Origin of the sequence: Bacillus sp. NEAU-CP5 (assembly GCF_026420705.1) — a bacterium.
Classification (GTDB): domain Bacteria; phylum Bacillota; class Bacilli; order Bacillales; family Bacillaceae; genus Bacillus; species Bacillus velezensis.
The window spans coordinates 451,227-475,235 of sequence record NZ_JAPMOV010000002.1 but is presented as its reverse complement, the minus strand read 5'-3'; the positions used below and the strand labels follow the sequence as shown (position 1 = coordinate 475,235).

Annotated in this window: 33 protein-coding genes and 1 riboswitch; of the genes, 25 read left to right on the top strand and 8 right to left on the bottom strand. The window is 45.8% G+C overall.

All coding sequences use genetic code 11. The annotated features are described in order from the left end of the window. Nucleotides 1-61 precede the first annotated feature (61 nt). Genes comGA through OTK50_RS07415 form a run of 8 tightly spaced genes read left to right on the top strand, consistent with a single transcriptional unit; the run spans nt 62 to nt 4,217 of the window. Nucleotides 62-1,132, top strand: a complete 1,071-nt coding sequence (comGA, locus tag OTK50_RS07450) for a competence type IV pilus ATPase ComGA (RefSeq protein ID WP_038459186.1) — start codon at nt 62-64, stop codon at nt 1,130-1,132. After that, nucleotides 1,119-2,156 carry a competence type IV pilus assembly protein ComGB gene (gene comGB, locus OTK50_RS07445; RefSeq protein ID WP_266121854.1) on the top strand — a complete coding sequence of 346 codons (1,038 nt, stop codon included), beginning with the start codon at nt 1,119-1,121 and terminating at the stop codon, nt 2,154-2,156. Before comGA ends, comGB begins: the two co-directional genes overlap by 14 nt. A gap of 4 nt (nt 2,157-2,160) precedes the next feature. Then, nucleotides 2,161-2,469 carry a competence type IV pilus major pilin ComGC gene (comGC, locus tag OTK50_RS07440; RefSeq protein ID WP_003153087.1) on the top strand — a complete coding sequence of 103 codons (309 nt, stop codon included), beginning with the start codon at nt 2,161-2,163 and terminating at the stop codon, nt 2,467-2,469. Beyond that, on the top strand, nt 2,459-2,896 hold the full coding sequence (comGD, locus tag OTK50_RS07435; protein ID WP_007612572.1) for a competence type IV pilus minor pilin ComGD: 438 nt from the start codon (nt 2,459-2,461) through the stop codon (nt 2,894-2,896). Before comGC ends, comGD begins: the two co-directional genes overlap by 11 nt. Then, on the top strand, nt 2,880-3,194 hold the full coding sequence (comGE, locus tag OTK50_RS07430; protein WP_266121853.1) for a competence type IV pilus minor pilin ComGE: 315 nt from the start codon (nt 2,880-2,882) through the stop codon (nt 3,192-3,194). Before comGD ends, comGE begins: the two co-directional genes overlap by 17 nt. Beyond that, nucleotides 3,103-3,603, top strand: a complete 501-nt coding sequence (comGF, locus tag OTK50_RS07425; RefSeq protein WP_266121852.1) for a competence type IV pilus minor pilin ComGF — start codon at nt 3,103-3,105, stop codon at nt 3,601-3,603. The genes comGE and comGF overlap by 92 nt, the downstream gene beginning before the upstream one ends. Continuing rightward, the gene (comGG, locus tag OTK50_RS07420) at nt 3,604-3,981 is read left to right on the top strand and encodes a competence type IV pilus minor pilin ComGG (protein WP_266121851.1); all 378 of its coding nucleotides are present in this window, start codon (nt 3,604-3,606) and stop codon (nt 3,979-3,981) included. Nucleotides 3,982-4,037: 56 nt separating this feature from the next. After that, nucleotides 4,038-4,217: a YqzE family protein gene (locus OTK50_RS07415; RefSeq protein ID WP_003153093.1), complete on the top strand. Its 180-nt coding sequence runs from the start codon at nt 4,038-4,040 to the stop codon at nt 4,215-4,217. Nucleotides 4,218-4,257: 40 nt separating this feature from the next. Here OTK50_RS07415 and OTK50_RS07410 read toward each other — a convergent pair whose 3' ends face one another. Continuing rightward, complete coding sequence (locus OTK50_RS07410) at nt 4,258-4,587, bottom strand: DUF3889 domain-containing protein (RefSeq protein WP_038459175.1); 330 nt, start codon at nt 4,585-4,587, stop codon at nt 4,258-4,260. Nucleotides 4,588-4,845: 258 nt separating this feature from the next. On the opposite strand from OTK50_RS07410, the gene tapA reads away from it, so the two are divergent. The 3 genes from tapA (at nt 4,846) to tasA (ending at nt 6,923) form a co-directional block, all read left to right on the top strand. Beyond that, nucleotides 4,846-5,517, top strand: a complete 672-nt coding sequence (tapA, locus tag OTK50_RS07405; protein ID WP_266121850.1) for an amyloid fiber anchoring/assembly protein TapA — start codon at nt 4,846-4,848, stop codon at nt 5,515-5,517. After that, entirely contained in the window at nt 5,489-6,073 is a 585-nt protein-coding gene (gene sipW / locus OTK50_RS07400) for a signal peptidase I SipW (protein WP_015240205.1), read from the top strand. The genes tapA and sipW overlap by 29 nt, the downstream gene beginning before the upstream one ends. 64 nt (nt 6,074-6,137) lie before the next feature. After that, complete coding sequence (tasA, locus tag OTK50_RS07395) at nt 6,138-6,923, top strand: biofilm matrix protein TasA (protein ID WP_044802563.1); 786 nt, start codon at nt 6,138-6,140, stop codon at nt 6,921-6,923. Nucleotides 6,924-6,970: 47 nt separating this feature from the next. Here tasA and sinR read toward each other — a convergent pair whose 3' ends face one another. The 4 genes from sinR to OTK50_RS07375 all read right to left on the bottom strand — a co-directional run bounded on the left by sinR (nt 6,971) and on the right by OTK50_RS07375 (nt 10,176). Continuing rightward, the gene (gene sinR, locus OTK50_RS07390) at nt 6,971-7,306 is read right to left on the bottom strand and encodes a transcriptional regulator SinR (RefSeq protein WP_003153104.1); all 336 of its coding nucleotides are present in this window, start codon (nt 7,304-7,306) and stop codon (nt 6,971-6,973) included. Nucleotides 7,307-7,339: 33 nt separating this feature from the next. Beyond that, nucleotides 7,340-7,513 carry an anti-repressor SinI gene (sinI, locus tag OTK50_RS07385; RefSeq protein ID WP_007612543.1) on the bottom strand — a complete coding sequence of 58 codons (174 nt, stop codon included), beginning with the start codon at nt 7,511-7,513 and terminating at the stop codon, nt 7,340-7,342. 176 nt (nt 7,514-7,689) lie between these two features. Then, nucleotides 7,690-8,484 carry a YqhG family protein gene (locus tag OTK50_RS07380; RefSeq protein WP_221663819.1) on the bottom strand — a complete coding sequence of 265 codons (795 nt, stop codon included), beginning with the start codon at nt 8,482-8,484 and terminating at the stop codon, nt 7,690-7,692. Between the two features lie 21 nt (nt 8,485-8,505). After that, on the bottom strand, nt 8,506-10,176 hold the full coding sequence (locus OTK50_RS07375) for a DEAD/DEAH box helicase (protein ID WP_038459170.1): 1,671 nt from the start codon (nt 10,174-10,176) through the stop codon (nt 8,506-8,508). A gap of 144 nt (nt 10,177-10,320) precedes the next feature. After that, nucleotides 10,321-10,421, top strand: a riboswitch (glycine riboswitch). A 178-nt stretch (nt 10,422-10,599) separates the two neighbouring features. Between OTK50_RS07375 and gcvT the strand changes: the two genes are divergently transcribed. From gcvT to gcvPB, 3 genes are read left to right on the top strand one after another with little or no spacing between them, the layout of a single operon-like run. After that, nucleotides 10,600-11,700 carry a glycine cleavage system aminomethyltransferase GcvT gene (gene gcvT / locus OTK50_RS07370; protein ID WP_045208234.1) on the top strand — a complete coding sequence of 367 codons (1,101 nt, stop codon included), beginning with the start codon at nt 10,600-10,602 and terminating at the stop codon, nt 11,698-11,700. A 14-nt stretch (nt 11,701-11,714) separates the two neighbouring features. After that, nucleotides 11,715-13,061, top strand: a complete 1,347-nt coding sequence (gcvPA, locus tag OTK50_RS07365; protein ID WP_221663816.1) for an aminomethyl-transferring glycine dehydrogenase subunit GcvPA — start codon at nt 11,715-11,717, stop codon at nt 13,059-13,061. After that, nucleotides 13,054-14,529 carry an aminomethyl-transferring glycine dehydrogenase subunit GcvPB gene (gcvPB, locus tag OTK50_RS07360; RefSeq protein WP_221663815.1) on the top strand — a complete coding sequence of 492 codons (1,476 nt, stop codon included), beginning with the start codon at nt 13,054-13,056 and terminating at the stop codon, nt 14,527-14,529. The genes gcvPA and gcvPB overlap by 8 nt, the downstream gene beginning before the upstream one ends. Nucleotides 14,530-14,580: 51 nt before the next feature. Here gcvPB and OTK50_RS07355 read toward each other — a convergent pair whose 3' ends face one another. Continuing rightward, nucleotides 14,581-14,961 (bottom strand): rhodanese-like domain-containing protein, encoded by a 381-nt coding sequence (locus OTK50_RS07355; RefSeq protein WP_007408335.1) that lies wholly within the window; start codon nt 14,959-14,961, stop codon nt 14,581-14,583. A gap of 192 nt (nt 14,962-15,153) precedes the next feature. On the opposite strand from OTK50_RS07355, the gene OTK50_RS07350 reads away from it, so the two are divergent. The 3 genes from OTK50_RS07350 to OTK50_RS07340 all read left to right on the top strand — a co-directional run bounded on the left by OTK50_RS07350 (nt 15,154) and on the right by OTK50_RS07340 (nt 17,508). After that, nucleotides 15,154-15,990, top strand: a complete 837-nt coding sequence (locus OTK50_RS07350; protein WP_003153114.1) for a lipoate--protein ligase family protein — start codon at nt 15,154-15,156, stop codon at nt 15,988-15,990. Nucleotides 15,991-16,089: 99 nt separating this feature from the next. After that, nucleotides 16,090-16,518, top strand: a complete 429-nt coding sequence (mntR, locus tag OTK50_RS07345) for a transcriptional regulator MntR (protein ID WP_007408338.1) — start codon at nt 16,090-16,092, stop codon at nt 16,516-16,518. Nucleotides 16,519-16,632: 114 nt separating this feature from the next. Continuing rightward, a complete protein-coding gene (locus tag OTK50_RS07340) occupies nt 16,633-17,508 on the top strand; it encodes a patatin-like phospholipase family protein (protein ID WP_012117971.1) in 876 nt (291 codons plus the stop codon). Here the strand turns inward: OTK50_RS07340 and OTK50_RS07335 are convergent. Both OTK50_RS07335 and OTK50_RS07330 read right to left on the bottom strand, forming a co-directional pair. Then, a complete protein-coding gene (locus OTK50_RS07335) occupies nt 17,505-17,900 on the bottom strand; it encodes an SA1362 family protein (protein ID WP_221663814.1) in 396 nt (131 codons plus the stop codon). The two genes, OTK50_RS07340 and OTK50_RS07335, sit on opposite strands and share 4 nt — an antisense overlap. A gap of 34 nt (nt 17,901-17,934) precedes the next feature. Next, nucleotides 17,935-18,891, bottom strand: a complete 957-nt coding sequence (locus OTK50_RS07330) for a DUF1385 domain-containing protein (protein WP_064107142.1) — start codon at nt 18,889-18,891, stop codon at nt 17,935-17,937. A 221-nt stretch (nt 18,892-19,112) separates the two neighbouring features. Here OTK50_RS07330 and OTK50_RS07325 point away from each other — a divergent pair, with 221 nt between their 5' ends. The 8 genes from OTK50_RS07325 to spoIIIAD all read left to right on the top strand — a co-directional run bounded on the left by OTK50_RS07325 (nt 19,113) and on the right by spoIIIAD (nt 23,987). Further along, nucleotides 19,113-19,643, top strand: coding sequence for a YqhR family membrane protein (locus OTK50_RS07325; RefSeq protein ID WP_060562606.1), 531 nt, complete (start codon nt 19,113-19,115; stop codon nt 19,641-19,643). A gap of 131 nt (nt 19,644-19,774) precedes the next feature. Further along, the gene (locus tag OTK50_RS07320; RefSeq protein ID WP_007612522.1) at nt 19,775-20,836 is read left to right on the top strand and encodes a M24 family metallopeptidase; all 1,062 of its coding nucleotides are present in this window, start codon (nt 19,775-19,777) and stop codon (nt 20,834-20,836) included. Nucleotides 20,837-20,860: 24 nt separating this feature from the next. Then, complete coding sequence (efp, locus tag OTK50_RS07315; RefSeq protein ID WP_003153123.1) at nt 20,861-21,418, top strand: elongation factor P; 558 nt, start codon at nt 20,861-20,863, stop codon at nt 21,416-21,418. A gap of 147 nt (nt 21,419-21,565) precedes the next feature. Next, nucleotides 21,566-21,847, top strand: a complete 282-nt coding sequence (locus OTK50_RS07310) for a YqhV family protein (RefSeq protein ID WP_003153124.1) — start codon at nt 21,566-21,568, stop codon at nt 21,845-21,847. Nucleotides 21,848-21,923: 76 nt separating this feature from the next. Then, on the top strand, nt 21,924-22,847 hold the full coding sequence (gene spoIIIAA, locus OTK50_RS07305; RefSeq protein WP_221663812.1) for a stage III sporulation protein AA: 924 nt from the start codon (nt 21,924-21,926) through the stop codon (nt 22,845-22,847). Further along, nucleotides 22,841-23,356, top strand: coding sequence for a stage III sporulation protein SpoIIIAB (gene spoIIIAB, locus OTK50_RS07300; protein WP_032874046.1), 516 nt, complete (start codon nt 22,841-22,843; stop codon nt 23,354-23,356). The genes spoIIIAA and spoIIIAB overlap by 7 nt, the downstream gene beginning before the upstream one ends. A 22-nt stretch (nt 23,357-23,378) precedes the next feature. Continuing rightward, nucleotides 23,379-23,585: a stage III sporulation protein AC gene (gene spoIIIAC / locus OTK50_RS07295; RefSeq protein ID WP_003153142.1), complete on the top strand. Its 207-nt coding sequence runs from the start codon at nt 23,379-23,381 to the stop codon at nt 23,583-23,585. A 12-nt stretch (nt 23,586-23,597) separates the two neighbouring features. After that, nucleotides 23,598-23,987, top strand: a complete 390-nt coding sequence (gene spoIIIAD / locus OTK50_RS07290; RefSeq protein WP_071392571.1) for a stage III sporulation protein AD — start codon at nt 23,598-23,600, stop codon at nt 23,985-23,987. The last annotated feature ends 22 nt before the right edge of the window (nt 23,988-24,009 follow it).

Genomic DNA, 24,009 nt, shown 5'->3' with positions numbered 1-24,009 from the left:
TCTCTCCTTTGCCGGCTTTTGTGTATCTGATTTACAATACGTGCGGAAGGAGGGAAGTCTTGTGAAAAATATTGAAACATACAGCAGGAACATCATAAACGAGGCCTATACGGCAAGGGCTTCAGATATACACATTGTGCCGAGAGAAAAGGATGCTTTCATTCATTTTCGCATCGGCCATGCTCTTGTGAAAAAAAGAGTCTTAAAAAAAGAGGAATGCGTAAGGCTTATTTCTCATTTTAAGTTTTTATCGGCCATGGATATAGGAGAAAGACGTAAGCCGCAAAACGGGTCATTGTCTCTGCCGCTTCCGACGGAAACCGTTCATTTGAGAATGTCAACCTTGCCGACAATGAATGATGAAAGTCTTGTCATCAGGCTTTTGCCTAAGCGGCAGATTCCCCCTCTGGATAAATTGTCCTTATTTCGGGGAGCGGGCGCCGCATTATTGTCCTTTCTGAAGCATTCGCACGGCCTGCTTCTGTTTACCGGCCCCACCGGATCTGGAAAAACGACCACTCTTTACTCTCTTGTCAACTATGCAAAAAGGCATTTCAACCGGCGTATTGTCACGCTTGAAGACCCCGTAGAAACAAGAGATGAGGATGTGTTGCAAGTTCAGGTGAATGAAAAAGCCGGAGTCACATATTCCGCCGGTTTAAAAGCGATTTTAAGACATGATCCCGATATGATCATCTTAGGGGAAATCAGGGATGCCGAGACGGCTGAAATCGCAGTCCGCGCGGCCATGACGGGACACCTCGTTCTTTCAAGCCTGCATACAAGAGATGCTAAGGGCGCCATATACAGGCTGCTGGAGTTTGGCGTGAACATGACAGAAATTGAACAAACCGTCATTGCTATTGCCGCTCAGCGTCTGGTTGATTTAACATGTCCGTTCTGCAAAGAGCAAAACTGTTCCGTGTACTGCCGGATGTACAGGCAGACACGCCGTGCGGGCATTTATGAATTGCTCTACGGGAAAAACCTCACCCAATGCTTTCAGGAAGCAAAGGGAGAGCACGCCAATTTTCAATATCAGACGCTCCGCAGGCTGATCAGAAAAGGAATCGCGCTCGGCTATGTCACGACCGACAATTACGATCGGTGGGTGTATCATGAAGCGGATTAAACGAACCTGGCCGTTGAAGGATCAAGCGGCTTTTTTGAAAAGGCTCGGTGAAATGACGGAAAAAGGATACAGTCTGATTGAAGGGCTAAGACTGCTGAAACTCCAGCTGCATAAACGTCAGCTTGCAGAGCTGACGGACGGAATCCGCCGGCTGAGGGAAGGTGATGCGTTTTACCAAGTGCTTGAGGCACTGTCTTTTCACAAAGAAGCCGTCTCTATCTGCTATTTCGCTGAGAAACACGGGGAATTGCCGGGGGCGATGAAACAAAGCGGCGACTTGTTACAGAGAAAGCTCATGCAGACGAATCAAATCAAAAAAATGCTCCGGTATCCGATGTTTTTAATATCTTCCGTCTGTGTCATGTTTTATATCCTGCAAAGTTTAATCATTCCGCAGTTTTCTGGGATTTATCAATCAATGAATATGAATACATCCGGTGCGACTGCTTTGATCTTTGCGTTTTTTCGGCATTTTCATGAAGCCTGCGCACTGGCGCTGTCCGCCGCTTTCTGCTTGTTTTTGTACGTTTGGTTCTTATGTAAGAAAAAATCCCCGCAAGATAAAATGCTGATTGTTGTGAAAATACCACTATTAGGAAAAGCGGCCGTTCTTTTTAACAGCTACTTTTTCTCTTTACAGCTCAGCAGTCTTCTGAAATCCGGCCTTTCTATCTATGACAGCTTAACAGTTTTTAAAGAACAATCTTTTCTGCCTTTTTATCGTGAAGAAGCAGAGATGCTCATTACACGTCTGAAAGCCGGAGAAACCATAGAATCCGTTCTTTCCGGGCATCCGTGTTATGAAAAAGATCTTGCGGCTGCAGTCAGCCACGGACAGGCAAACGGCCTGCTTCACCGCGAACTTTATACGTACAGCCAGTTTATGATGGAGCGTCTTGAACAAAACGCGGCGAAGTATACCGGCATTCTCCAGCCTGTCATTTACGGTGTTGTGGCCGGTATGATTTTAATTGTCTACATGTCAATGCTGATGCCGATGTACCAGATGATGAACCAAATGTAAGGGAGTGCTTCGTCTGAAAAATCAAGATGGATTTACTTTAATTGAAATGCTGATCGTTTTATTTATCGTTTCCATTCTGCTTTTAATTACCATTCCTAACGTTACAAAACATAATCAAAGCATTCAGCATAAAGGCTGTGAAGGACTGCAGAATATGGTGAAAGCCCAAGTGACGGCGTACGAAATCGATCATGAAGGTAAAATGCCGGATATGAACGATTTACAATCAGAGGGGTATATCAAAAAGAATACAGCCTGCCCGAATGGTAAACAGATCTTAATTAGTGGCGGAGAAGTTACTGTTGAACAATAACAGGCGGACAGAAAATGGGTTTACCCTTCTTGAAAGCCTGATTGTGTTAAGCCTGGCGTCCGTCCTGCTGACGGTTTTGTTCACGACGGTTCCGCCGGTCTGCACCCACCTTGCCGTGCGGCAAAAAACAGAACAGCTCCAAAAAGATATTCAGCTTGCTCAGGAAACGGCTATCGCAGAACATAAAAGAACAAAAATCACTTTTCTTCCAAAAGAGCATAAATACAAACTGCAGTCAGGCGGAAGGATTGTCGAGCGTTCTTTTGATTCGCTTCATATTACACTTGTGACTTTACCGGAGAGCCTTGAATTTAACGAAAAAGGCCATCCGAATTCGGGAGGAAAGATTCAATTGAAGAGCGCCGGGTTCACCTATGAGATAACAGTTTACTTAGGGAGCGGAAATGTCCATGCTAAACGGAAATAAGGGGTTCTCTACTATTGAAACACTATCAGCAATGGCCATTTGGCTGTGCCTTATGACGTCTATCATTCCGGTCTGGACGGACATGCTGACAGATGGTCTGAAAATAGAAGATCGCCAGGAAGCGTACCAGCTTCTTCAGAAACATATCAGCACTTATATGATGACCGGAAAAAAGCCGCCGTCTCCCGATGTGAAGTGGAAGGAGGATGGTGAGTATTACAAAGTGTGTGCGGCTGACCGCAGCGAAAAAGAAATGTGCCTCAGTATTCTCAAAACAGACTGGCTTTACGCTTCTTAATGTTTTGTTCTCCTTAGCAGTCTGTCTTTTCCTATCAGGAACCCTGGGCCCGATTTTACATCTGTTTTTATCAAACCGGGCCAATAACGGCGGATTAGACAGCAGGGAGCATCAAATTGCCGTTCAGCAGATCATGAACGAATGTAAACAGGCCGAGACTGTGAAGCCGGCGGACGGCGGACGGGCGTTAGCATGCCGGAAAACAGGAGGCGAAGAAGTGCGTTTTGAAATTTATCATAAGATGATAAGGAAAAGAGTAAACGGAAAAGGCCACGTGCCGATCCTGCAAAACGCGGCATCATTAACGGCTGATGTGAAAAACGGCCTGATCTTATTAGAGATCTCAAGCGTTGCAGGTAAAAAGAATCAGGCGGTCATTCCGGTTTACAGCTCTTTTAAAGGTGATTAAATGTACAAATCTGACGGTTTTATATATCCCGCGGTTCTGTTTGTTTCTGCCGCAGTTTTACTTGTCATCAGCTATACTTCATCTGATTTCATCACCCGAAAAACATTTGCAAAAGAGGCAGGGGAGTACTGGATCGGAGAGAACCTGCTCCAAAACGGCGCGCTGCTGTCAAGCCGTCATATGGCACAGGGACAAAAGGCCCGAACTGGTACACAGCGTTTTCCGTATGGCACCGTTTCTTTTCACATCACGGGGAGTGATCGCCGGGAAACGGTTCAGGTTATAATTCAGACGGAAACCACGACAGGTACGAGACGGGAGGCTCACCTTTTGTTCGATCAGAAGAAGAAACAGCTGATTCAATGGACGGAAGTATAAAAAAGAGGCGGCGGGACAACACTTCATAGTAAAGACAGCACTATGAGGTGAGAGCCGTGAAAACAAATGATTATGTAAAATATATGACTGAGCAATTCGTTAAATATTTCGATACGCCGAAACAGGAACGGAGAGAGCGAAAAGAAGTGCGGAAAGAAAAGAAAGTGCCGGCTTCTCAGCACTGGTTCGGAATATTGCCGTACAGTTTTAAGCTGTGGATGCAGCGGAAAAAATAAAGTTGAATCACACGAAAGGTCCTCCTGATACAGGAGGGCCTTATTGGTATTCCTCAATGACGGCAATTTTATTTACCTTTTGGCTGTAGGGATTAAAAGAAATCGTAACAAACACGCCAAATTCTTTTGCGCCATCCCGCAATGTCAAGTGGTATTGCTTGACTGCTTCGTCCGTTCTTTTCCGATCCCACACCTTTTGAATAAATAACGTTTGGGCGAGCGGATATCTTTTTTTAGCTTCTTTTTCTGCTAACTTTTCCCATTTTGATTGATGGTGAACAGCATAATAAGGCACCGTTTCCGCCTGAGCTGTTCCTGAAACCCCGAAAACAAGAAGAGAAAGGCAAATCAGACTTTGTTTGATCATCATTCTTCGTCCTTTCGCTGTATATACTTTCCATTTTGTTCTAAGCACCTCGTTATTTTCTCACGTTTTATTAGAAAAAATTCCAAAAAGGTGTGTAATTTGAAGCAAAACGATGTTTTTGAAAGATACCATTCTTAAAAACGAACAATTTGACCGATTTTGACATTTTTCAAGACGATAATCCTTGATTATACTTTGTTCATACAGTTCTTTAAAGAGAACGGTTGTCATATTTATTAACAGTTTTACAGGGGGTAAGGCATGTTCCGATTGTTGCGAATGGAAAAAAAGGGCAAGGTGAGATGGCGGATGATGCTATTTTTACGGCTTTCGTTCATTTTTTGCCTGTCTGTGACGATATGTGCTCACTTCACAGGTGATACAAGTTCCTCCTTCAATGATGTGAAAAGCTTCAGTCTCCCGGTTCAAACGTGCGGAGATTTTCAATATACGGATGACGATTGCCGTTATGACGAACGCTGGGATCAAAGTGATTTACATATAACAAATCAAACTGATACGTCAGGCACCGTGTGTGCGCCGCTTCAACTCTATGCCGAGCTGGAGAATAAGGGAAAAGAGCGGACTGTTTCTGACTGGAAATGGGAGCTCCATAAAATCGCTTCTCAGCAGCAGCCTTTACGAAACGGCAATGTTGTGGATAAAGGGCTTATTACTGATAAAAAAAGCAAAACGATTTATAAAATTGAGTCAAAGCGGTCTTTGAAGCCGGGCATATACGCATTCAAGGTTTACAAGCCTGAAGGGTATCCGGCGGACGAAGAAAAATTTGAGTGGTCAAAACCGATGAAACTCGTCAAATGCCGGGAACAGGCGACCGTTTCCGATCTAAATAAAACGGAGAAAGAGCCGGCAGAGCCGGTAAAAGAAAGCGGGGAAGAACATGAAAAAAACGCTGAAACTGATCAGTAATATTTTGTATGCCGTCATCTTCAGCTTGATTATTGTGCTGACGTTAACGGTGATTTCGACCCGGGCTTCCGGGGGTGAGCCGGCCATCTTCGGCTACACGCTGAAATCCGTGCTGTCGGGTTCAATGGACCCGGAATTTAAGACGGGTTCGCTCATAGCGGTAAAGAAAATTTCTGACGTGAATGACTTAGAAAAAGGGGATGTGATCACCTTTACGCAAGATGACGGAACAGCCGTCACACACAGAATAATCGGGATCACAAAAAAGGACGGGAACCTGCTGTTTGAGACAAAAGGGGATCATAATGCCGCCCCGGATGCCGCACCCGTTCAAGCTGAAAAAGTGGCGGCCCAGTATACGGGATATCAGCTTCCGTATGCCGGATATGTCATCCATTTGGCAAGCCAGCCGATCGGAACGGCGATTCTGTTAATCGTTCCCGGCGTCATGCTTTTGATTTACTCCATAACAGTCATTGTCAGCGCCCTTCGCGATATTGAGCGGAAAACGAAAGCGCTGGAAGAACATGCGAAAAAGGGAACCATCTCTACATGAATACGGTTGCAACCTGGCGACAGGATTTGATAACAAAACTAAAAAGTAAGGGGAGAGTACAAACATGGGTATGAAAAAGAAATTAAGCTTGGGCGTTGCCTCAGCCGCACTCGGTTTAGCATTAGTAGGAGGAGGCACATGGGCCGCATTTAATGATGTGAAGTCGACAGACGCTACATTTGCATCAGGAACACTTGATTTATCGGCCAAAGAACAATCAGCCAATGTCAATTTGTCAAACTTAAAACCAGGCGATAAATTGACGAAAGATTTCGAATTCAGAAACAACGGTTCACTTGCCATTAAAGAAGTGCTGATGGCTTTGAATTTTACTGACTTTAAAGGAGCAAAGAAAGGAAATGAATCTGCGGAGGATTTCCTCAGTCAGTTTGAAATTACGGTTCTGACAGTCGGTAAAGAAGGGGGCAACGGCTATCCTAAAAATATCATTTTGAAGGCGGCCAGCCTGAAAGACTTATACTTAATGTCAACAAAACAGGATAAAGCAGCTGCCGAAGCGATCAGCAAGCACATTGATCCGAAATTCTTGAGTGAGAGCGGAAAAGTCAATGTAGCAACCATTAACGGCAAAACAGCTCCTGAGTACGACGGAGTTCCGAAAACGCCTGCTGATTATGATCAGGTGAGAATGGAAATCAAATTTAAAAATGACACCGCTAAAACTGCGGACGGATTAAGTGTGCAAAACAAGTTCCAAGGCAATGCGATTTCTCTTCAATTCTCTTTTGAAGCAACGCAATGGAACGGCTTGACCATTACGAAAGATCATACGGATAAAGACGGTTACGTCAAGGAAAATGAAAAGGCTCACAGTGAGGATAAAAACTAATCCGAAAGTCGGACAGTTAAAAGAGGAGTTGTGCACATATGGCGGCACTACTCCTCTTTTTGCGCTTTTCTCCATTTTTGATAATCTAAAAATTCACGAAATTGTTTTTTTGATACCCCGGATGTCATTGCATCGCGAACTAATTTCTCCCATTCACTATCTAATTGACCATCGTATTCGGTTTCATGTTTTTCATCAAGTAAAGTATGAACCGAGACGTCCAGAACAGCGGAGACTTTTTCGAGAAATTGAATGGAGGGGTTCGTCTGTAAATTTCGTTCTATTGAGCTTAAATAAGACTTCGCTACCCCAGCTTTTTCAGCTAGTTCTGATAGTGAGTAGCCTTTTTCTTTTCGGTATTGTTTAATACGCTGGCCAATCAATGTCATCACCTTCCTTGTGATATTATAGCACATTCAGAAAGGATTTACGGTATGACTTCTGGCTGCCTGGATATGTTGAGAAGACTTTTTATTCGAAAGCAGGTATTTGCGTATTTCTTCTAGGCTGATATTTGCTTTTTGGGCTTCTAATATCAGCTCAACCCATTCCTTATCTAATTGCGAAAATTCCATTTTTGCATTTTTCATGCATTTTCTCCTCCTAAAATACTTGTTTATGTATTTCAGCCAATCCGCCCATGACCTTTTCTTTACATGTCTGGAAGTGATTCATCGCATGCGAAACGCCAGAAATTTTTTCTATATACTTTTATTATAATATAGAATTTCCAGAAAAAACGGGAAAGGTGTCGAATGGATAACGCTTATCCAGAAAAATTACTTTGCAGGAAAAATAAACCGCCGTTTTCGATCTGAATGTGAATTTTCGGCTGATATAAGGCTTTCAGCGCTTGTTTTTCCAAATGGTATTCCTCAGGTTTTTCCTCTGTCTGCTCATAAAACTGATCGAGCAGCCTGAGGTCCTTTTTCCATCTGGCGATCGCGCTGTCAGCCCAGGCTGACGGCTCTTTGGCGGCAGCGTCTTTTAAGTAATGCTCCATCCTTTTAATCCCGCTTTCCGGCTTAATCATCGGCGATATGGTAAAGCAATAGTCTGATATTTGCGAGGTCAGCGGAAGCGGTGCAAGCTTCTGCTGAAACCCTTCTATAATGGTTCCAGAAACAAGATGCAGGCCTAAAGACAAAAGTCTGTCTTTTTTCATGTCGGATTGGTATGAAATCACTACATTTAATCCAAGCCAGGGCTGAAGCGGAACTCTGGCTCCGGCTGATACAATTTTCTCATATATTCTTGTAAATCTCCCATTTTGTTTAACTGCTTGAAAGATTTGAAAGAGGCGCGGGGCTCCAAAGTAAATAAATTCGCCGTCCATATCCTCCGGAGCCGTTTCTTTATCAGTGATGAACGTAATCTTCATCGGGTTCGGTTCGCCGCCCGTTTTTTCACGCCAATGCCAATAAAACGGGCGGTTCATAATTTGTTTGTCCATCTCGACCGTCAACTGAACCGTCATAAAACCCGGCCCGTGTTCTGTAATCGGACAGTGGTTCGCTTCAAAAAAGCGCAGTAAAAATTCGTGAACCCCCTGCTGTCTCATGTCGCGCTTCCTCCTTTTAGATTAAGATCCTTTTTTTCTGGCGGGCTTTTCCGTACCGTACGACAGAAAAGAGGTGAGATTGTCCATTTTGATTCTCATTTCTTCCTCTGTCAGCGAATGGCATAAAATATCATGCAAATGGTCTTCGAAATTGCTCACTTTGATTTTTGTTAAGATGTCATCTAATTCTCCGACGACATTTTCAAATAAATGAATTTTGTCATACAGAAGTTTTAAGATATGCTCTTCCACCGTATGTTTTGTCGCCATATTGTAGATATGGACATCTCTTTCCTGACCGAGTCTGTGAATCCTTCCGATTCTTTGTTCAAGCCGCATCGGGTTCCACGGGAGGTCATAATTGATAATATGGTTGCAGAATTGCAGGTTGATCCCTTCGCCTCCGGCTTCTGTAGCGATCAGCACTTGCACTTTGCCGCGGAAGAGGTCCTTCATCCAGTCTTTTTTTCCGCGTTTAAATCCGCCTCTGAACGGAACGGAGCTTATGCCGTTCTGCTGAAGGAACCATTGCAGGTAAATCTGTGTCGCCCTGTATTCAGTGAAAATAATGACTTTATCATTAATCTTTTGGATCAAGTCAACAACTTGAATCGCTTTTGAGTTTTGCGTGACTTGATTAATGCGGTCCATTAAATTAGCGATCGTCTGATCATCGAATGCGGGCGCTTGTTTGTCTTTTTGGTCAAGCATTTTTTTGAGCGTCATATACACGGCTTCCCTGCTTGAACAGCACTCTCTTTGCAGCGTCATAATGGAAAATGCGCTGGCGGGCTTTTCCGTGCCGTTTTTCAGTGCGACGATGTCATCGTAAAGCGCCTGTTCCGTCGGTGAAAAGGTGATCGGCACTGTTTCCACATGGCGCTTCGTCCATGTAAGGCCGGTGTCGCTCCGCGTGTTGCGGATCATTACCTTATTGACGAGCTCTTTCAAATGCTCATGAGCGTCAATCCCGTCCTTCCGATTGAAGGTTTCTTGAAATCCGCTTTCGTTTCCTAAATGGCCGGGTTTTAACAGTGACACTAAATTGAAGATTTCTTCGATTCGGTTTTGAATCGGCGTCGCCGTCAGAAGCAGGCAGTATTTCTTCACAAGACTTCTCGCAAATTCATAATTTTTCGTTTTGCTGTTTTTGAGCTTGTGCGCCTCGTCAATAATGACGAGATCATACGGAATAGAAAGCACAATGTCTTTGTGAGGGGAGCGTTTGGCCGTATCAATAGAAGAAACGACGATATCGCACTGTTCCCACACATAGCTTTTTTTCTGTTCAACAGCGGGTATTAAAAACTTCTCCTGAAGCTCTTTCACCCACTGGGAAACGAGTGATGCCGGCACAAGAATCAGGATTTTTTTGGCCAGCCCGCGAATCATATATTCTTTTAAAATCAGGCCCGCTTCCACCGTTTTTCCGAGCCCCACTTCATCAGCCAAAATCGCCTTGCCGTTCATTTTTTCAACGACTTTCTGCGCGACCTCAAGCTGATGGGGAAGCGGAGTGAAATCGGGAAGGTATAAAGGAGCCCTCAATCCTTCAAATTCAGGAATGGCAAGGGTCTGCTGGACTTCGGCCGACAATTTGTACATCTCCCAATTTGACCAGGGACCGTCCGTTTTCAGCCGCTCAGAAAACTCTCCCGGCCAGTTTGCATCAAATATGATCTCTGCTGTCATATGTAACAAAACCGCCTTTCTTTTAAAAAACTGATTTATCATAATTTTTGTTGCCGGACGTAAGTGAGGGTGGTAGGATATAAGTAATGATTTCACTAAAAGATATTGCTTTAGTATGTCCATAAAATTGGTAAATATGAGCGAATGACAGCAAGGGGAGAGACTCGGACGAAAGATGGGCGTCCGGGCGCCGAAGGAGCAAACTGCGGAGTGAATCTCTCAGGCAAAAGAACTCTTGCTCGACGCAACTCTGGAGAGTGTCTGCGTTTAGAAGAAGCAGGCCACCAAAGGGGACGTCTTTATGATATGTTCATAAAGTAAACTTTCAGGTGCCGGGACAGAGAAACCTTCATTTTCATGAGGTGTTTCTCTGTCCTTTTTTATATGTTTTTACAATGCGCCAATGACTGAAGGGGGAAGATGATGCTGAAACGAACACCGCTTTATGACGTGTATAAAGAATACGGCGGAAAAACAATTGATTTTGGAGGATGGGAGCTGCCGGTTCAATTTTCTTCTATTAAAGAGGAGCATGAAGCCGTCCGCACAAAAGCGGGCCTGTTTGATGTGTCCCATATGGGGGAAGTCGAAGTATCCGGTAAAGACGCCCTGTCTTTTCTCCAAAAAATGATGACAAATGACGTTGCCGATTTAAAGCCGGGAAACGCGCTCTATACCGCCATGTGTTATCCTGACGGCGGTACGGTCGATGACTTGCTGATCTATCAGAAAAGCGAGAGCTGTTATCTGCTCGTGATTAACGCGTCTAATATTGAAAAAGACATCGCTTGGCTGACGGAACATACGGAAGGCGATGTCACGCTGACGAATCAGTCTGACGGGATTTCACTGCTTGCCGTTCAGGGGCCGAATGCTCAGTCGGTTCTTGCGAAGCTGACTGAATGTGATTTGTCCTCCTTAAAGCCGTTTACGTTTATTGATGGGGCGGACGTTGCCGGACGACAAGTCCTGCTTTCAAGAACAGGCTATACCGGTGAAGACGGGTTTGAGTTATATTGCCGCAATGAAGATGCAGTTCATCTATTTAAGGAGATACTTGCAGCGGGAGAGCATGAAGGCCTCGTTCCGTGCGGCCTCGGCGCCCGTGATACGCTGAGATTTGAAGCGAAGCTTGCTTTATACGGTCAGGAATTGACGAAAGATATTACACCGATTGAAGCCGGAATCGGATTTGCCGTGAAACACAAGAAAGATTCCGATTTTTTCGGGAAATCAGTATTGCGCGAACAGAAAGAAAAAGGAGCCCCGCGAAAGCTGGTCGGACTTGAGATGATTGAAAAAGGGATTCCGAGACACGGGTACGCCGTGAAAAAAGACGGTGTTCCGATCGGTGAAGTCACGACAGGCACGCAATCTCCGACTTTAAAGAAAAATATCGGCCTTGCCTTAATCAAAACGGAATTCAGTGAAGTCGGAACGGAAGTAGAAGTGGAAATCCGTAAAAAAACGGTAAAAGCGAAGATTGTCCGCACACCGTTTTATAAACGTCCAAAACAGAGCTGAAAAAGGAGAGTCATATGAAGCATCGATATTTGCCCGCGACAGAACAGGATAAAAAAGAAATGCTGAAAGCCATCGGCGCAGAAACAATTGATGAACTGTTTGCCGATATTCCGGAAAATGTACGGTTTCAAAAAGACTACCAAATTAAACAAGCAAAGTCAGAAACTGAGCTGACGAGAGAGCTGACGAAGCTTGCGGCGAAAAATAAAGACGCTGTTACATATGCATCTTTTCTGGGGGCAGGAGTGTACGATCACTACCAGCCGATTATCGTCGATCATGTGATATCCCGATCAGAGTTTTACACGGCATATACACCTTACCAGCCTGAAATCTCACAAGGAGAGCTGCAGGCGATTTTTGAATTTCAAACGATGATCTGTGAATTAACGGGAATGGATATCGCAAACTCCTCTATGTACGACGGGGGAACGGCGCTGGCGGAAGCGGCGATGCTTGCGTCAGGCCATACGAAAAAGAAAAAAATCGTCATTTCCGCAGCCGTTCATCCGGAATCGCGGGATGTTTTGAAAACATACGCAAAGGGCCAATATATTGAGGTTGTAGAGGTGCCTGCGAAAAACGGCGCCACAGATCTTGAAGCATTGGAACATGCCGTTTGTGATGAAACGGCCGCCGTGATCGTCCAGTATCCGAACTTCTTCGGACAAATCGAGCCGTTAAAGGACATTGAGCCGCTCGCACATAAAGGAAACAGCCAGCTGATTGTTTCTTCAAACCCGCTCGCGCTCGGTATTTTGACACCGCCCGGGGCATACGGAGCTGATATCGTCGTCGGGGACGCGCAGCCTTTCGGCATACCTGCGGCGTTCGGCGGCCCGCACTGCGGCTATTTTGCAGTAACGAAAAAACTGATGAGAAAGGTGCCGGGCCGGCTTGTCGGCCAAACGGAGGATGAAAACGGGCGAAGAGGTTTTGTTCTCACTCTTCAGGCGCGCGAGCAGCATATCAGAAGAGACAAAGCCACGTCTAACATTTGTTCAAATCAGGCGCTGAATGCTTTAGCGGCTTCAGTCGCGATGACGGCGCTCGGAAAAAACGGCGTCAAAGACATGGCCCGCCAAAATATATTGAAAGCTGATTACGCGAGACGCCAAGCGGAAAAAGCCGGCTTACACGTAGCATTTGACGGCCCGATATTTAATGAATTTGCCGTCAGGCTGAATCTTCCCGTCAAGGAAGCAAACCGGCGGCTCCTGCAAGACGGCATCATCGGCGGATATGACTTAGGCCTTGCGTTTCCGGAACTGAATCAGCATATGCTCATTGCCGTCACAGAGCTGAGAACAAAAGAAGAGATCGATTCGCTTATTGCGGGATTGGGGGATCAACATGAATAATCAAGATCAGGCGCTTATTTTTGAAATGTCCCGCGAAGGGCGTGTCGGTTACAGCCTTCCGGAGCTTGATGTGCCGGAAACAGAGCTTGAAAGCCTTCTTCCCGGTGACTATATCCGCGATGAAGACGCAAAGCTGCCGGAAGTATCAGAGCTCGATATTATGCGGCATTATACCGCTCTTTCTAGGAGAAACCACGGAGTTGATTCAGGCTTTTATCCGCTCGGCTCCTGTACGATGAAATACAATCCGAAATTAAATGAAAAAATTGCCCGGTTCGCAGGTTTTTCCGCTATTCATCCGCTTCAGGACGAGGATACTGTTCAGGGGGCGCTTGAGCTTTTATACGATTTAAGCGGACACTTGGAGGAGATTACGGGCATGGACGAGGTAACGCTGCAGCCTGCGGCGGGCGCTCACGGCGAATGGACCGGCCTGATGATGATCCGCGCCTATCACGAAGCGCGGGGAGACTTCGGACGGACGAAGGTGATTGTCCCTGATTCAGCCCACGGTACGAATCCGGCATCCGCCACGGTCGCCGGTTTTGAAACGATTACCGTCAAGTCAAATGAGCACGGGCTGGTTGACATTGAAGATTTGAAAAGAGCGGTAAATGAAGAAACAGCGGCGCTGATGCTGACGAATCCGAACACCCTCGGGTTATTTGAGGAAAACATTACGGAAATGGCTGAAATCGTCCATCAGGCCGGCGGAAAGCTTTATTATGACGGAGCGAATTTAAATGCCGTGTTAAGTAAAGCAAGACCGGGAGATATGGGATTTGACGTCGTTCACCTTAATCTGCATAAAACATTTACCGGGCCGCACGGCGGGGGAGGACCTGGCTCAGGGCCGGTCGGAGTGAAAAAAGAATTCATTCCGTATCTGCCGAAACCCGTTCTCACGAAAAAAGAGGGCCGTTTGACTTTTGACTATGACCGGCCGCAGTCGATCGGGCGCGTAAAACCTTATTACGGCAACTTCGGCATTAATGTCAGAGCCTACACGTATATCCGTTCCATGGGGCCTGACGGCTTAAAAGCCGTGACCGAACACGCGGTTTTAAATGCAAATTATATGATGAGAAGACTCGCGCCTTATTATGATCTCCCGTATGACCGTCATTGCAAGCATGAATTTGTGTTATCGGGAAGAAGGCAGAAAAAGCTTGGCGTACGAACGCTTGATATTGCCAAACGGCTTTTGGATTTCGGCTATCATCCGCCGACTGTATATTTTCCTCTCAATGTTGAAGAAAGCATCATGATCGAACCGACGGAAACGGAATCAAAGGAAACGCTTGATGCGTTTATAGATGCCATGATTCAAATTGCGCGGGAAGCGGAGGAATCGCCTGAAATCGTTCAGGAGGCGCCGCATACAACAGTTGTCAAAAGAATGGATGAAACCAAGGCGGCAAGAAAGCCGGTTTTAAAGTACGAACATACACCTGACATCAGCCGCTGACACGGTGTAAAAAAAGAGCTTCCGTATAAAACGGACAGCTCTTTTTTATGATTAGTTTTTTGCTTTAATTTTTCCGCCCCATTTTTTAAATCCGCCTTTCAGGTTGTAAATGTCTTTACAGCCGTGTTTGCGGAGCGTCTGTGCCGCGCGTCCGCTGCGGACATTGTTTTGGCAGTACAGATAAACGGGTTTATCAGGACGGATTTCACTTTTGCGCTGTTTCAGCTGTGACAGCGGAATGTTGCGCGCGCCGAGAATATGGCCGCCTTCAAATTCATTCGGTTCACGGACGTCAATCAGCTGCGCTTTTCTGTAGCCCGCGCGGAATTCCTCTTCCGTAAGTGTTTTCATTAAACGCTGCTGGTAAAAATACGACACGATCATATAAACGATAAACGCCGCAACAATAATTAAAGCAATCATATTAGACAATGCGATTCTACTCCTTTAGCTTATAAAATAAAACCCTGCTTCCTGAAAACAAGGCTTACCGGACGTTTTGGGACAAATACTATTATAGTAAAGCATGAAGCGATTGTCATCCTTAATGAAACGAAATATTTTTCATTTTCAAGGCAGTTTGTTAAACTGATTTTATTAAAACGATAAAGAAGGGTTCAGTGTATGGAAAAAGAAACATGGCGGTTTATTGACTCAGGGAATGAAAGCCCGGCATTTAACATGGCGCTGGATGAAGCGCTTTTATATTGGCACAGCCAAAAAAAAATTCCTCCGGTGATCCGTTTTTACGGCTGGAATCCGGCAACTTTGTCTGTCGGGTATTTTCAAAATATTAAGAAGGAAATTAACTTTGACGCAGTACATAAACACGGCCTCGGGTTTGTCAGAAGACCGACAGGCGGACGGGGTGTTCTGCATGATAAAGAATTGACATACAGCGTAATCGTTTCAGAGGATCACCCGGAAATGCCGGCCACGGTGACAGAGGCGTACCGGGTGATTTCAGAAGGTATTCTGCAGGGATTCAGAAACCTTGGACTTGATGCCTGCTTTGCGATTCCGCGAACGGAGAAAGAAAAAGAAAGCTTGAAAAATCCGCGCTCGTCCGTCTGCTTTGATGCGCCTTCGTGGTATGAACTGGTCGTCGAAGGACGGAAAGTTGCCGGAAGCGCACAGACACGCCAAAAAGGCGTCATTCTTCAGCACGGTTCCATCCTGCTTGACATTGATGAGGATAAGCTGTTTGATCTGTTTTTATATCCGAGCGACAGAGTCCGTGAACGCATGCAGCGGAATTTCAAAAACAAAGCGGTAGCCATCAACGCCTTAGCGCCGAAACGGGTAACGATGGATGAGGCCAGAATCGCTTTTAAAGCCGGTTTTGAGGAAGGGCTGAACATTCATCTTGAGCCTTACACACTCACGTCTGAAGAGCTTGCATTTGTCAATGAGCTGGCTGAGACGAAATACGCGTCTGATGAATGGAATTATAAGCGCTGATAAGGCTTGACAGACCGGAAGCATCCTTGTTTTTTCATGACCGTTAGTGTAAACTTGTAATGGTTTATAAAGTTAAGGTGCTTTTTGGGAGGGTTACTTATGACAACACCAAGTATGGAAGATTATATTGAACAGATTTATATGCTGATAGAAGAAAAAGGATATGCACGGGTTTCTGATATCGCGGAAGCTTTGGCAGTCCACCCCTCCTCTGTAACGAAAATGGTTCAAAAACTAGATAAAGACGAGTATTTGATTTATGAAAAATATCGCGGGCTCGTATTGACGTCAAAAGGCAAAAAGATCGGCAAACGGCTCGTATACAGACACGAATTGCTTGAGCAGTTTTTAAGAATCATTGGTGTTGATGAAGAGAAGATTTACAATGATGTTGAAGGAATCGAACATCATCTGAGCTGGAACAGCATTGACCGTATCGGCGACCTCGTTCAGTATTTCGAAGATGACGAAAGCCGGAAAAAAGAATTGAAATCCGTACAGAAAAAAACCGAAAATCCCGGTGAATAAAGGGCAGCCCGAAATGGGGCGCCCTTTTTTTAATGTCTTCATTCTTTGGTCTATTTCGCCCAGCCGTTTCTTAAAATAATAATACACCTTGAGATGGAAGGGAGAGGGCGCGCTATGCAGATTGACGGCGTATTTTCGGGCGGGGGGATAAAAGGGGTGGCGCTTGCCGGCGCTTATGAAGCGCTGGAAGAAAAGGGCTTTCGCTTTGAAAGGCTCGCCGGAACAAGCGCCGGCGCAATTATTGCTGCATTTATCGCTGCGGGCTATACGAGCAGAGAGGTTCATTCCATCATAGACGAGGTGGACGGAAGGCAATTGCTTGATCAGAGATACTCATTCCTCCCGCTGAAAATCCTGCGGTGGGTATCGATATATTGGCGCCTCGGACTATACAGAGGCGATATGCTGGAAAAATGGATTGCGGATAAATTAAAAGCGAAGGGCATCATCGCGTTCGGCGATTTGAAAAAAGGCTCGCTCCGTCTCATCGCTTCAGATCTGACGAACGGAACGATGATCGTGCTTCCTGACGATCTTCCCCGCTACGGATTAAATCCGGAGATGTTCCCGGTTGCCAGAGCCGTCAGAATGAGCTGCAGCATTCCTTATTTTTTTGAACCGATAAAACTGAAGACCGAAAAAGGCACCTCGACGGTCGTTGACGGCGGCGTGTTAAGCAATTTCCCGATTTGGCTGTATTCAAAAGAACGCAAACGGCCGGTCATCGGAATTTCGCTTTCGCCCAACGAAAAAGAGCGCCCGAAAAAATCAATCCGCAACGCTTTTGAGCTGTTCGGGGCTTTGTTTGAAACGATGAAAGACGCTCATGATGCCAGGCATATCGCGACAAAGTACGAACAGAATATTATTTTTATTCCGGTGGAACATGTGATGGCGACGGAGTTTCATCTCACACCGCAAAAAAAACTAGCTCTCATTGAGCTAGGAAAAAGCAGAACAGAGCAATTTTTGAAGCAATGGAGCTATTAAAAAAGCGCTCTGTTTTTCTTTTTATTCTTTTTACCTTCTATGACGGTAAGCTGGGTCTGGCTTTTTTTCTTAAGAATCATCGGCTTCGGTCTGCTGCTGCTCGGCACGCTCCGCAAATGGCTGACCCGGCCTCTGTGTCCGGCGCGGTGCTTCGCTTTTTGCTCCTTCATTCGGAGCCGCGATTGTCTGGCCGCTTTTGTGAAAGCGGTTCCATCACGGCCGGTGCGGCGGTTCAGGACCGTCCTCACGATAAAATAAATAATGATGCCTGCGATAATAACGGTGATCGCTCTTGAAATCATCTGCCCGGGGTTGGTTACCGCCGCATAAATGAAACCGAATGCGCCAAGCGCTATCAATACAGCAAAAAAAGGTTGTACACGATGATTCATAACTGCCCACCTCCAAAATAATAACGGTAACGGTTCAGATTACGTTGTGAGACGGCTTTTCGCTCTGTTCTGAAATGTCTTCCAGTCTGAGAAGCTCGTTAAAGCTTTCTATGGCAACCTCGACCTGGTCATCCGCCGGTTCCTTTGTCGTTAAAAGCTGCAGCCACAGGCCGGGATAACCGAGCACTTTCAAAACGGGGATATTCCGCACTTTGTTCGTCAGCTGGAGCACTTCAAAGGAGATGCCGAGAACGACCGGTATAAGCGCAATCCTGTCTAAAATCCGCACCCAAAGCGGATCTGTCGGAACGAGTAAATAGATGAACATGCCGACAATGATCGTAAATAAAATAAAGCTTGAACCGCAACGGTAATGAAGCCGTGACTGTTTCTGAACATTTTCTATTGTAATTGGCAAATTCTGTTCATAACAGTTTATGACCTTATGTTCGGCTCCATGATATTGAAACACTCTTTTAATTAACGGCGTCATTGATAAAAAATAAATGTAGCCGAGAAGCAGAATAAGCTTAAACAGACTTTCGATTCCGATCTGCGCGGCGTCTGAGGAAAATACGGGCCTTACAAGCTCCGCTAAGAAGACCGGGACGAGCGTAAAAACGAATTTGCTGAACAAAAACGACAGAACGCCGATCACCGCCAGGCTGAAAAACATCGATAAGCCCGAACCCTTCTTATCTTCCTGCTCCAGCTTGGCGTCATCTTGAGGATCAAGCCCGTAACGTTCGCTGGAAAAGTTTAAATGCTTTGTGCCGTTGGCGCTCGCCTCAATGATGGCGACGATTCCCCGCAAAAAAGGAATCTTTTTTAAAGCCGAAAGCTTGGCGTTCGGCACTCTCGGAAGCTTGAAAAAATCAATGCTTCCGTCATTCCTCCGGATGGCGGTAACATAATTTTTTCTGCCGCCGAACATGACTCCTTCAACGACAGCCTGCCCGCCGTATGCAGGGGGCGTTTTTTGTTTGGACATTGTTTATCAACCTGCCTGTTTTCTTAGGATTTACTAACCATTTCCTTTCACTCTATTGTACAGGAAACCTCGGTAAACCTCTAGTTAGACAGCCGGAAAATCAATGCTTTTTCTACATGCAGTATACCCCGTTTTTTTAGAATTTACTCATTGAATGAAAATATGGCGCAGCTTTTTATGACTTTTCAATTTTGGGGCAGTCTATGACTGGAGGTGCCATGATGACAAGCGAAAAACATTCAGAACAGGAAGAAAAAAAGAAGCAGGATGATGATCAGCAGCCTGTTTCATTTACCGGCAGAATTTGCGGTATAGGATTTGCCGGCGGTGTATTTTGGAGTTTGATCGGCTATCTCGGGTATGTCTTTCATTTTTCAGAGATCAGCCCCAACATGATTCTTCAGCCGTTTATGATCGGAGAATGGAAAAAACAATGGCTCGGCACGATGGTCAGCATCGTTGTCATCGGGTTGATTTCAATTGCCGGAGCGTTCATTTATTTCGTGTGCCTGAAGCGTTTTAAAACCATGTGGCCGGGGATGGTGTACGGCATCATTTTATGGTGTGCGGTTTTTTTCTTATTCAATCCGATTTTCGAAGATGTGAAATCCGTCACTGAATTGAAATCAGATACAATCGTGACGACGCTTTGCCTTTACATTCTGTACGGTTTGTTTGTCGGCTACTCAATTTCCTTCAACTACAATGAACTTACGTCAGACAAGCTTGCAAGGGCGCTTGGCAACAAGTGAATAAGTGTATAATCCCTGTCCGGTATGGTAAAATGTTCACGAGAAGTGAACATTTTTTATGCTGAAAACCGAGCGGGGATGCTCCCGCGTTGTCAGGCGGCAGTCAAGAATCGGCGAGGAGGAGAAAGGGAATGAAACTTGAGAAATTGCGAAATCTTTTCGGTCAGCTGGATATAGACGGAATGCTTGTGACAAGCTCCGCCAATCTGCAGTATATGACGGGATTTACGGGTTCGTCAGGCCTTGCGGTCATATCGAAAGAACGTGCGGCATTTATCACGGATTTCCGTTACACCGAGCAGGCGAAGACGCAAGTGAAGGGTTTTGACATTATCGAGCACGGCGGAAGCTTAATCCAAACGGCTGCGGATACGATTCTTGAGTACGGCATTAAAAAACTCGGCTTCGAGCAAAACAGCATGACGTACGGAACATATGCATCCTACCAAGCTGTGCTGCAGGAAGCGGAGATGGTTCCCGTCGCGGATTCCGTTGAAAAGTTGCGCTTGATTAAGTCAAGTGAAGAGATTAAGATATTAGAGGAAGCTGCGAAGATTGCGGATGATGCGTTTGAACATATTCTGACGTTTATCAAACCGGGCATCTCAGAGATTTCAGTTGCAAACGAGCTTGAATTTTATATGAGACGTCAAGGAGCAGACGGCTCTTCCTTTGATATGATCGTCGCCTCGGGAGTCAGATCCAGCCTTCCCCACGGAGTGGCAAGCGGCAAATTGATTGAAAAGGGAGACTTGGTCACGCTCGATTTCGGCGCTTATTATAAAGGCTATTGTTCTGATATCACACGCACCGTCGCGGTCGGAGAGCCAAGTGATAAACTGAAAGAGATTTATCAGGTCGTATACGATGCCCAAGCGCTTGGTGTCTTGCATATTAAACCCGGCATGACGGGAAAAGAAGCGGACGCCCTGACGAGGGATCACATCACCGCAAAAGGCTACGGACAGTATTTCGGCCATTCGACAGGACACGGGTTCGGAATGGAAGTCCATGAATCACCGGGGCTGTCTTTCAGGTCATCGGCCGTTCTTGAGCCGGGCATGGCGGTAACGGTCGAGCCGGGCATATACATACCGGATGTTGGGGGCGCAAGAATCGAAGATGATATCATCATCACTGAGGACGGCAACCGGACAATTACGCATTCCCCTAAAGAATTAATTATTTTGTGATCGGAATATAGGAGGACATCAAACATGATTTCAGTTAACGATTTTCGTACAGGACTAACGATTGAAGTAGACGGCGGCATTTGGCGCGTCGTTGACTTCCAGCACGTAAAGCCGGGAAAAGGAGCGGCATTTGTCCGTTCTAAATTGCGTAACCTGCGCACGGGCGCTATTCAGGAGAAAACATTCCGTGCAGGTGAAAAAGTCGCGAAAGCGCAAATCGAAACAAAAACGATGCAGTATCTTTATGCCAACGGCGATCAGCACGTGTTCATGGATACAAGCTCATATGAACAGCTTGAATTGAACGAAAACCAAATCGAAGAAGAATTAAAATATCTTCTGGAAAATATGTCTGTGCACATCATGATGTATCAGTCTGAAACGCTCGGTATTGAACTGCCGAACACAGTTGAACTGAAAGTTGTTGAAACAGAGCCGGGAATTAAAGGCGACACGGCGTCAGGCGGCACAAAACCTGCCAAAACGGAAACAGGTCTTGTCGTAAACGTACCGTTCTTCGTGAACGAAGGCGATACGCTAGTTGTAAATACATCAGACGGCTCTTACGTGTCAAGAGCGTAGTCAAAGAAATTCGGAGTCTGCTCCTTTTACGGGGCAGGCTTTTTTTGCGTTCTGCCTCAGAATCTTTCTTCTATATGAAAATAGTGAGACTACTTCCGTCAGCTAGAGCATATAGTGTAACAAAATGCTTGAAGTTGGGGGATTGCAATGAAATTTTTGTTTGGTTCAATCAATTCTACTGTTTTAACGATGGCCGGTTTACGAGTTTTGTCCTCGCTCATTGAATTATCGGCCGCTATTATCATGCTTTTGACAAACGACATCAGAAAAGCGGTTGTGGTGAATAGTATTTTGGCAATCGTCGGGCCGCTGATCTTTATCATCACGATGACGATCGGCATTTATCAGATTGCCGGACAGCTCTCATATGCAAAATTAATATTGATTTTTGCGGGAGTGGTGCTGATTTTGGCCGGTGTGCATAAATAGAGGGCGGGGTGTCATAAAGTCTGTCCCGGATCATACATTTTAAAGAAGCCAATCGGTAAAAAAGGAGGAGACTCTATTGAATGAAATTACAGAGGTTCTCCCTGAATTATTGAGAGATGCCATCTCCGCCGTGCCCGAAGAAGCGAGGCGGGATACAGAAGAAATCAGAATCCGCGTCGACAGGCCGGTTGAATTGATCCGAAAAGGACAACCTTTGTATTTGTCATATGTGTGCACGGCCGGCGACGCACAGCTGATCCTCAGCCGGCTCAGCAATTACAGTATGTACACGCTGGAAGAAGAGCTGAAAAAAGGATACATCACAATCAGAGGAGGCCACCGTGTGGGGCTGGCCGGAAGAGTCATCGTCGAAAACGGAGCTGTCAAAGGACTCCGGGATATTACTTCTTTTAATATCCGAATCGCCCGGGAGAAGCTGGGAATCGCAGAACCGCTCATTCCTTTCTTATGGAAAGAAAACTGGCTGAACACGCTGATCATCGGTCCTCCGCAAACGGGGAAAACGACCTTGCTTCGTGATTTGGCCCGGCTTTCCAGCACCGGATCAAAACGCATTCCGGCGAAAAAGACAGGTATCGTAGATGAACGGTCGGAAATTGCCGGCTGCCTGCGGGGCATTCCCCAGCACAGTTTCGGCCGCAGAATCGATGTCCTTGATGCTTGTCCGAAGGCGGAAGGGCTGATGATGATGATTCGCTCTATGAGTCCTGATGTCATAATTGTGGATGAAATCGGGAGAATGGAAGACTCACAAGCGCTGCTGGAGGCGCTCCATGCGGGCGTATCTGTTATCGTATCTGCGCACGGGTGGGACATGAAAGACTTGGTAAAGAGGCCGTCGCTGAAAATGCTTTGGGAGGAAAACGTGTTTGACCGGTATGTTGAACTGTCAAGGCGCCGCGGTCCGGGAACGATCAGCAGGATGTACGGAAAGGACGGGGAACCTGTTCCGCATGCTGAAAGCGTGATGACATGCTGAAGCTTTTGGGTGCCGTGTTTATTCTGACAGCGACGACATGGACGGGATTTGAGATCGCCAAAATGTATATTGAAAGGCCGAGGCAGATCCGCCAGCTGCGCGCGGCGCTCCAATCGCTTGAAGCGGAAATCATGTTCGGGCATACACCGCTGCATACCGCCTCGGGACAAATTGCCGCACAGCTTTCCAAACCTGTATCGTTACTGTTTCAAGCTTTCAGCAGAAGGCTTGAGCAGGGAAGTGATTCCGCCAAAACGGCTTGGGAACAGAGCTTGAAACATAACTGGCCTTCCATGGCGATGAAAAAAAGCGAATATGATGTGCTGAAGCAATTCGGAGAGACGCTCGGGCTCCATGACCGTGTTTCTCAGCAGAAACATATCAAGCTTGCGCTTACACATTTGGAAGCGGCGGAAGCGGATGCCGGACGGGCGCAGGCGAAAAATGAAAAAATGGTGAAAAGCTTAGGATTTTTAGCCGGACTGTTACTCATTCTTCTATTGATGTAAACATGAGGGGAGCAAACATAAAATGGGAGTCGACGTAAATGTCATTTTTCAAATCGCCGGAGTCGGTATCGTGGTTGCGTTTCTGCACACCATACTTGATCAAATGGGAAAAAAAGAATACGCCCAGTGGGTGACGCTGCTTGGCTTTATCTATATTTTATTTATGGTGGCGACGATTGTCGATGACCTGTTCAAAAAGATCAAAGCTGTGTTTCTATTCCAAGGATAGGGGGGCTTACAGATTGAGATTGTTCAAATTGTAGGTTTAGGCCTGATCGCCACATTTCTCTCCCTGATCGTAAAAGAACAGAAACCGACTTTCGCGTTTATGATTGTCGTCTTCAGCGGCTGCGTGATCTTTCTTTATCTCATCGACCAGATTTACGACATTATCAGAATGATAGAAAAAATAGCCGTCAATGCAAATGTCAATATGGTCTATGTGGAAACCATTTTAAAAATTATCGGCATCGCCTACATCGCTGAATTCGGAGCGCAGCTTACAAAGGATGCGGGCCAGGGAGCAATTGCTTCGAAAATAGAGCTGGCCGGAAAAATTTTGATACTGGTAATGGCCGTGCCGATACTCACCGTCATTATTGAAACGATTCTCGGACTTATTCCTTCATGATCATAATAAAATGGAAAGGGGG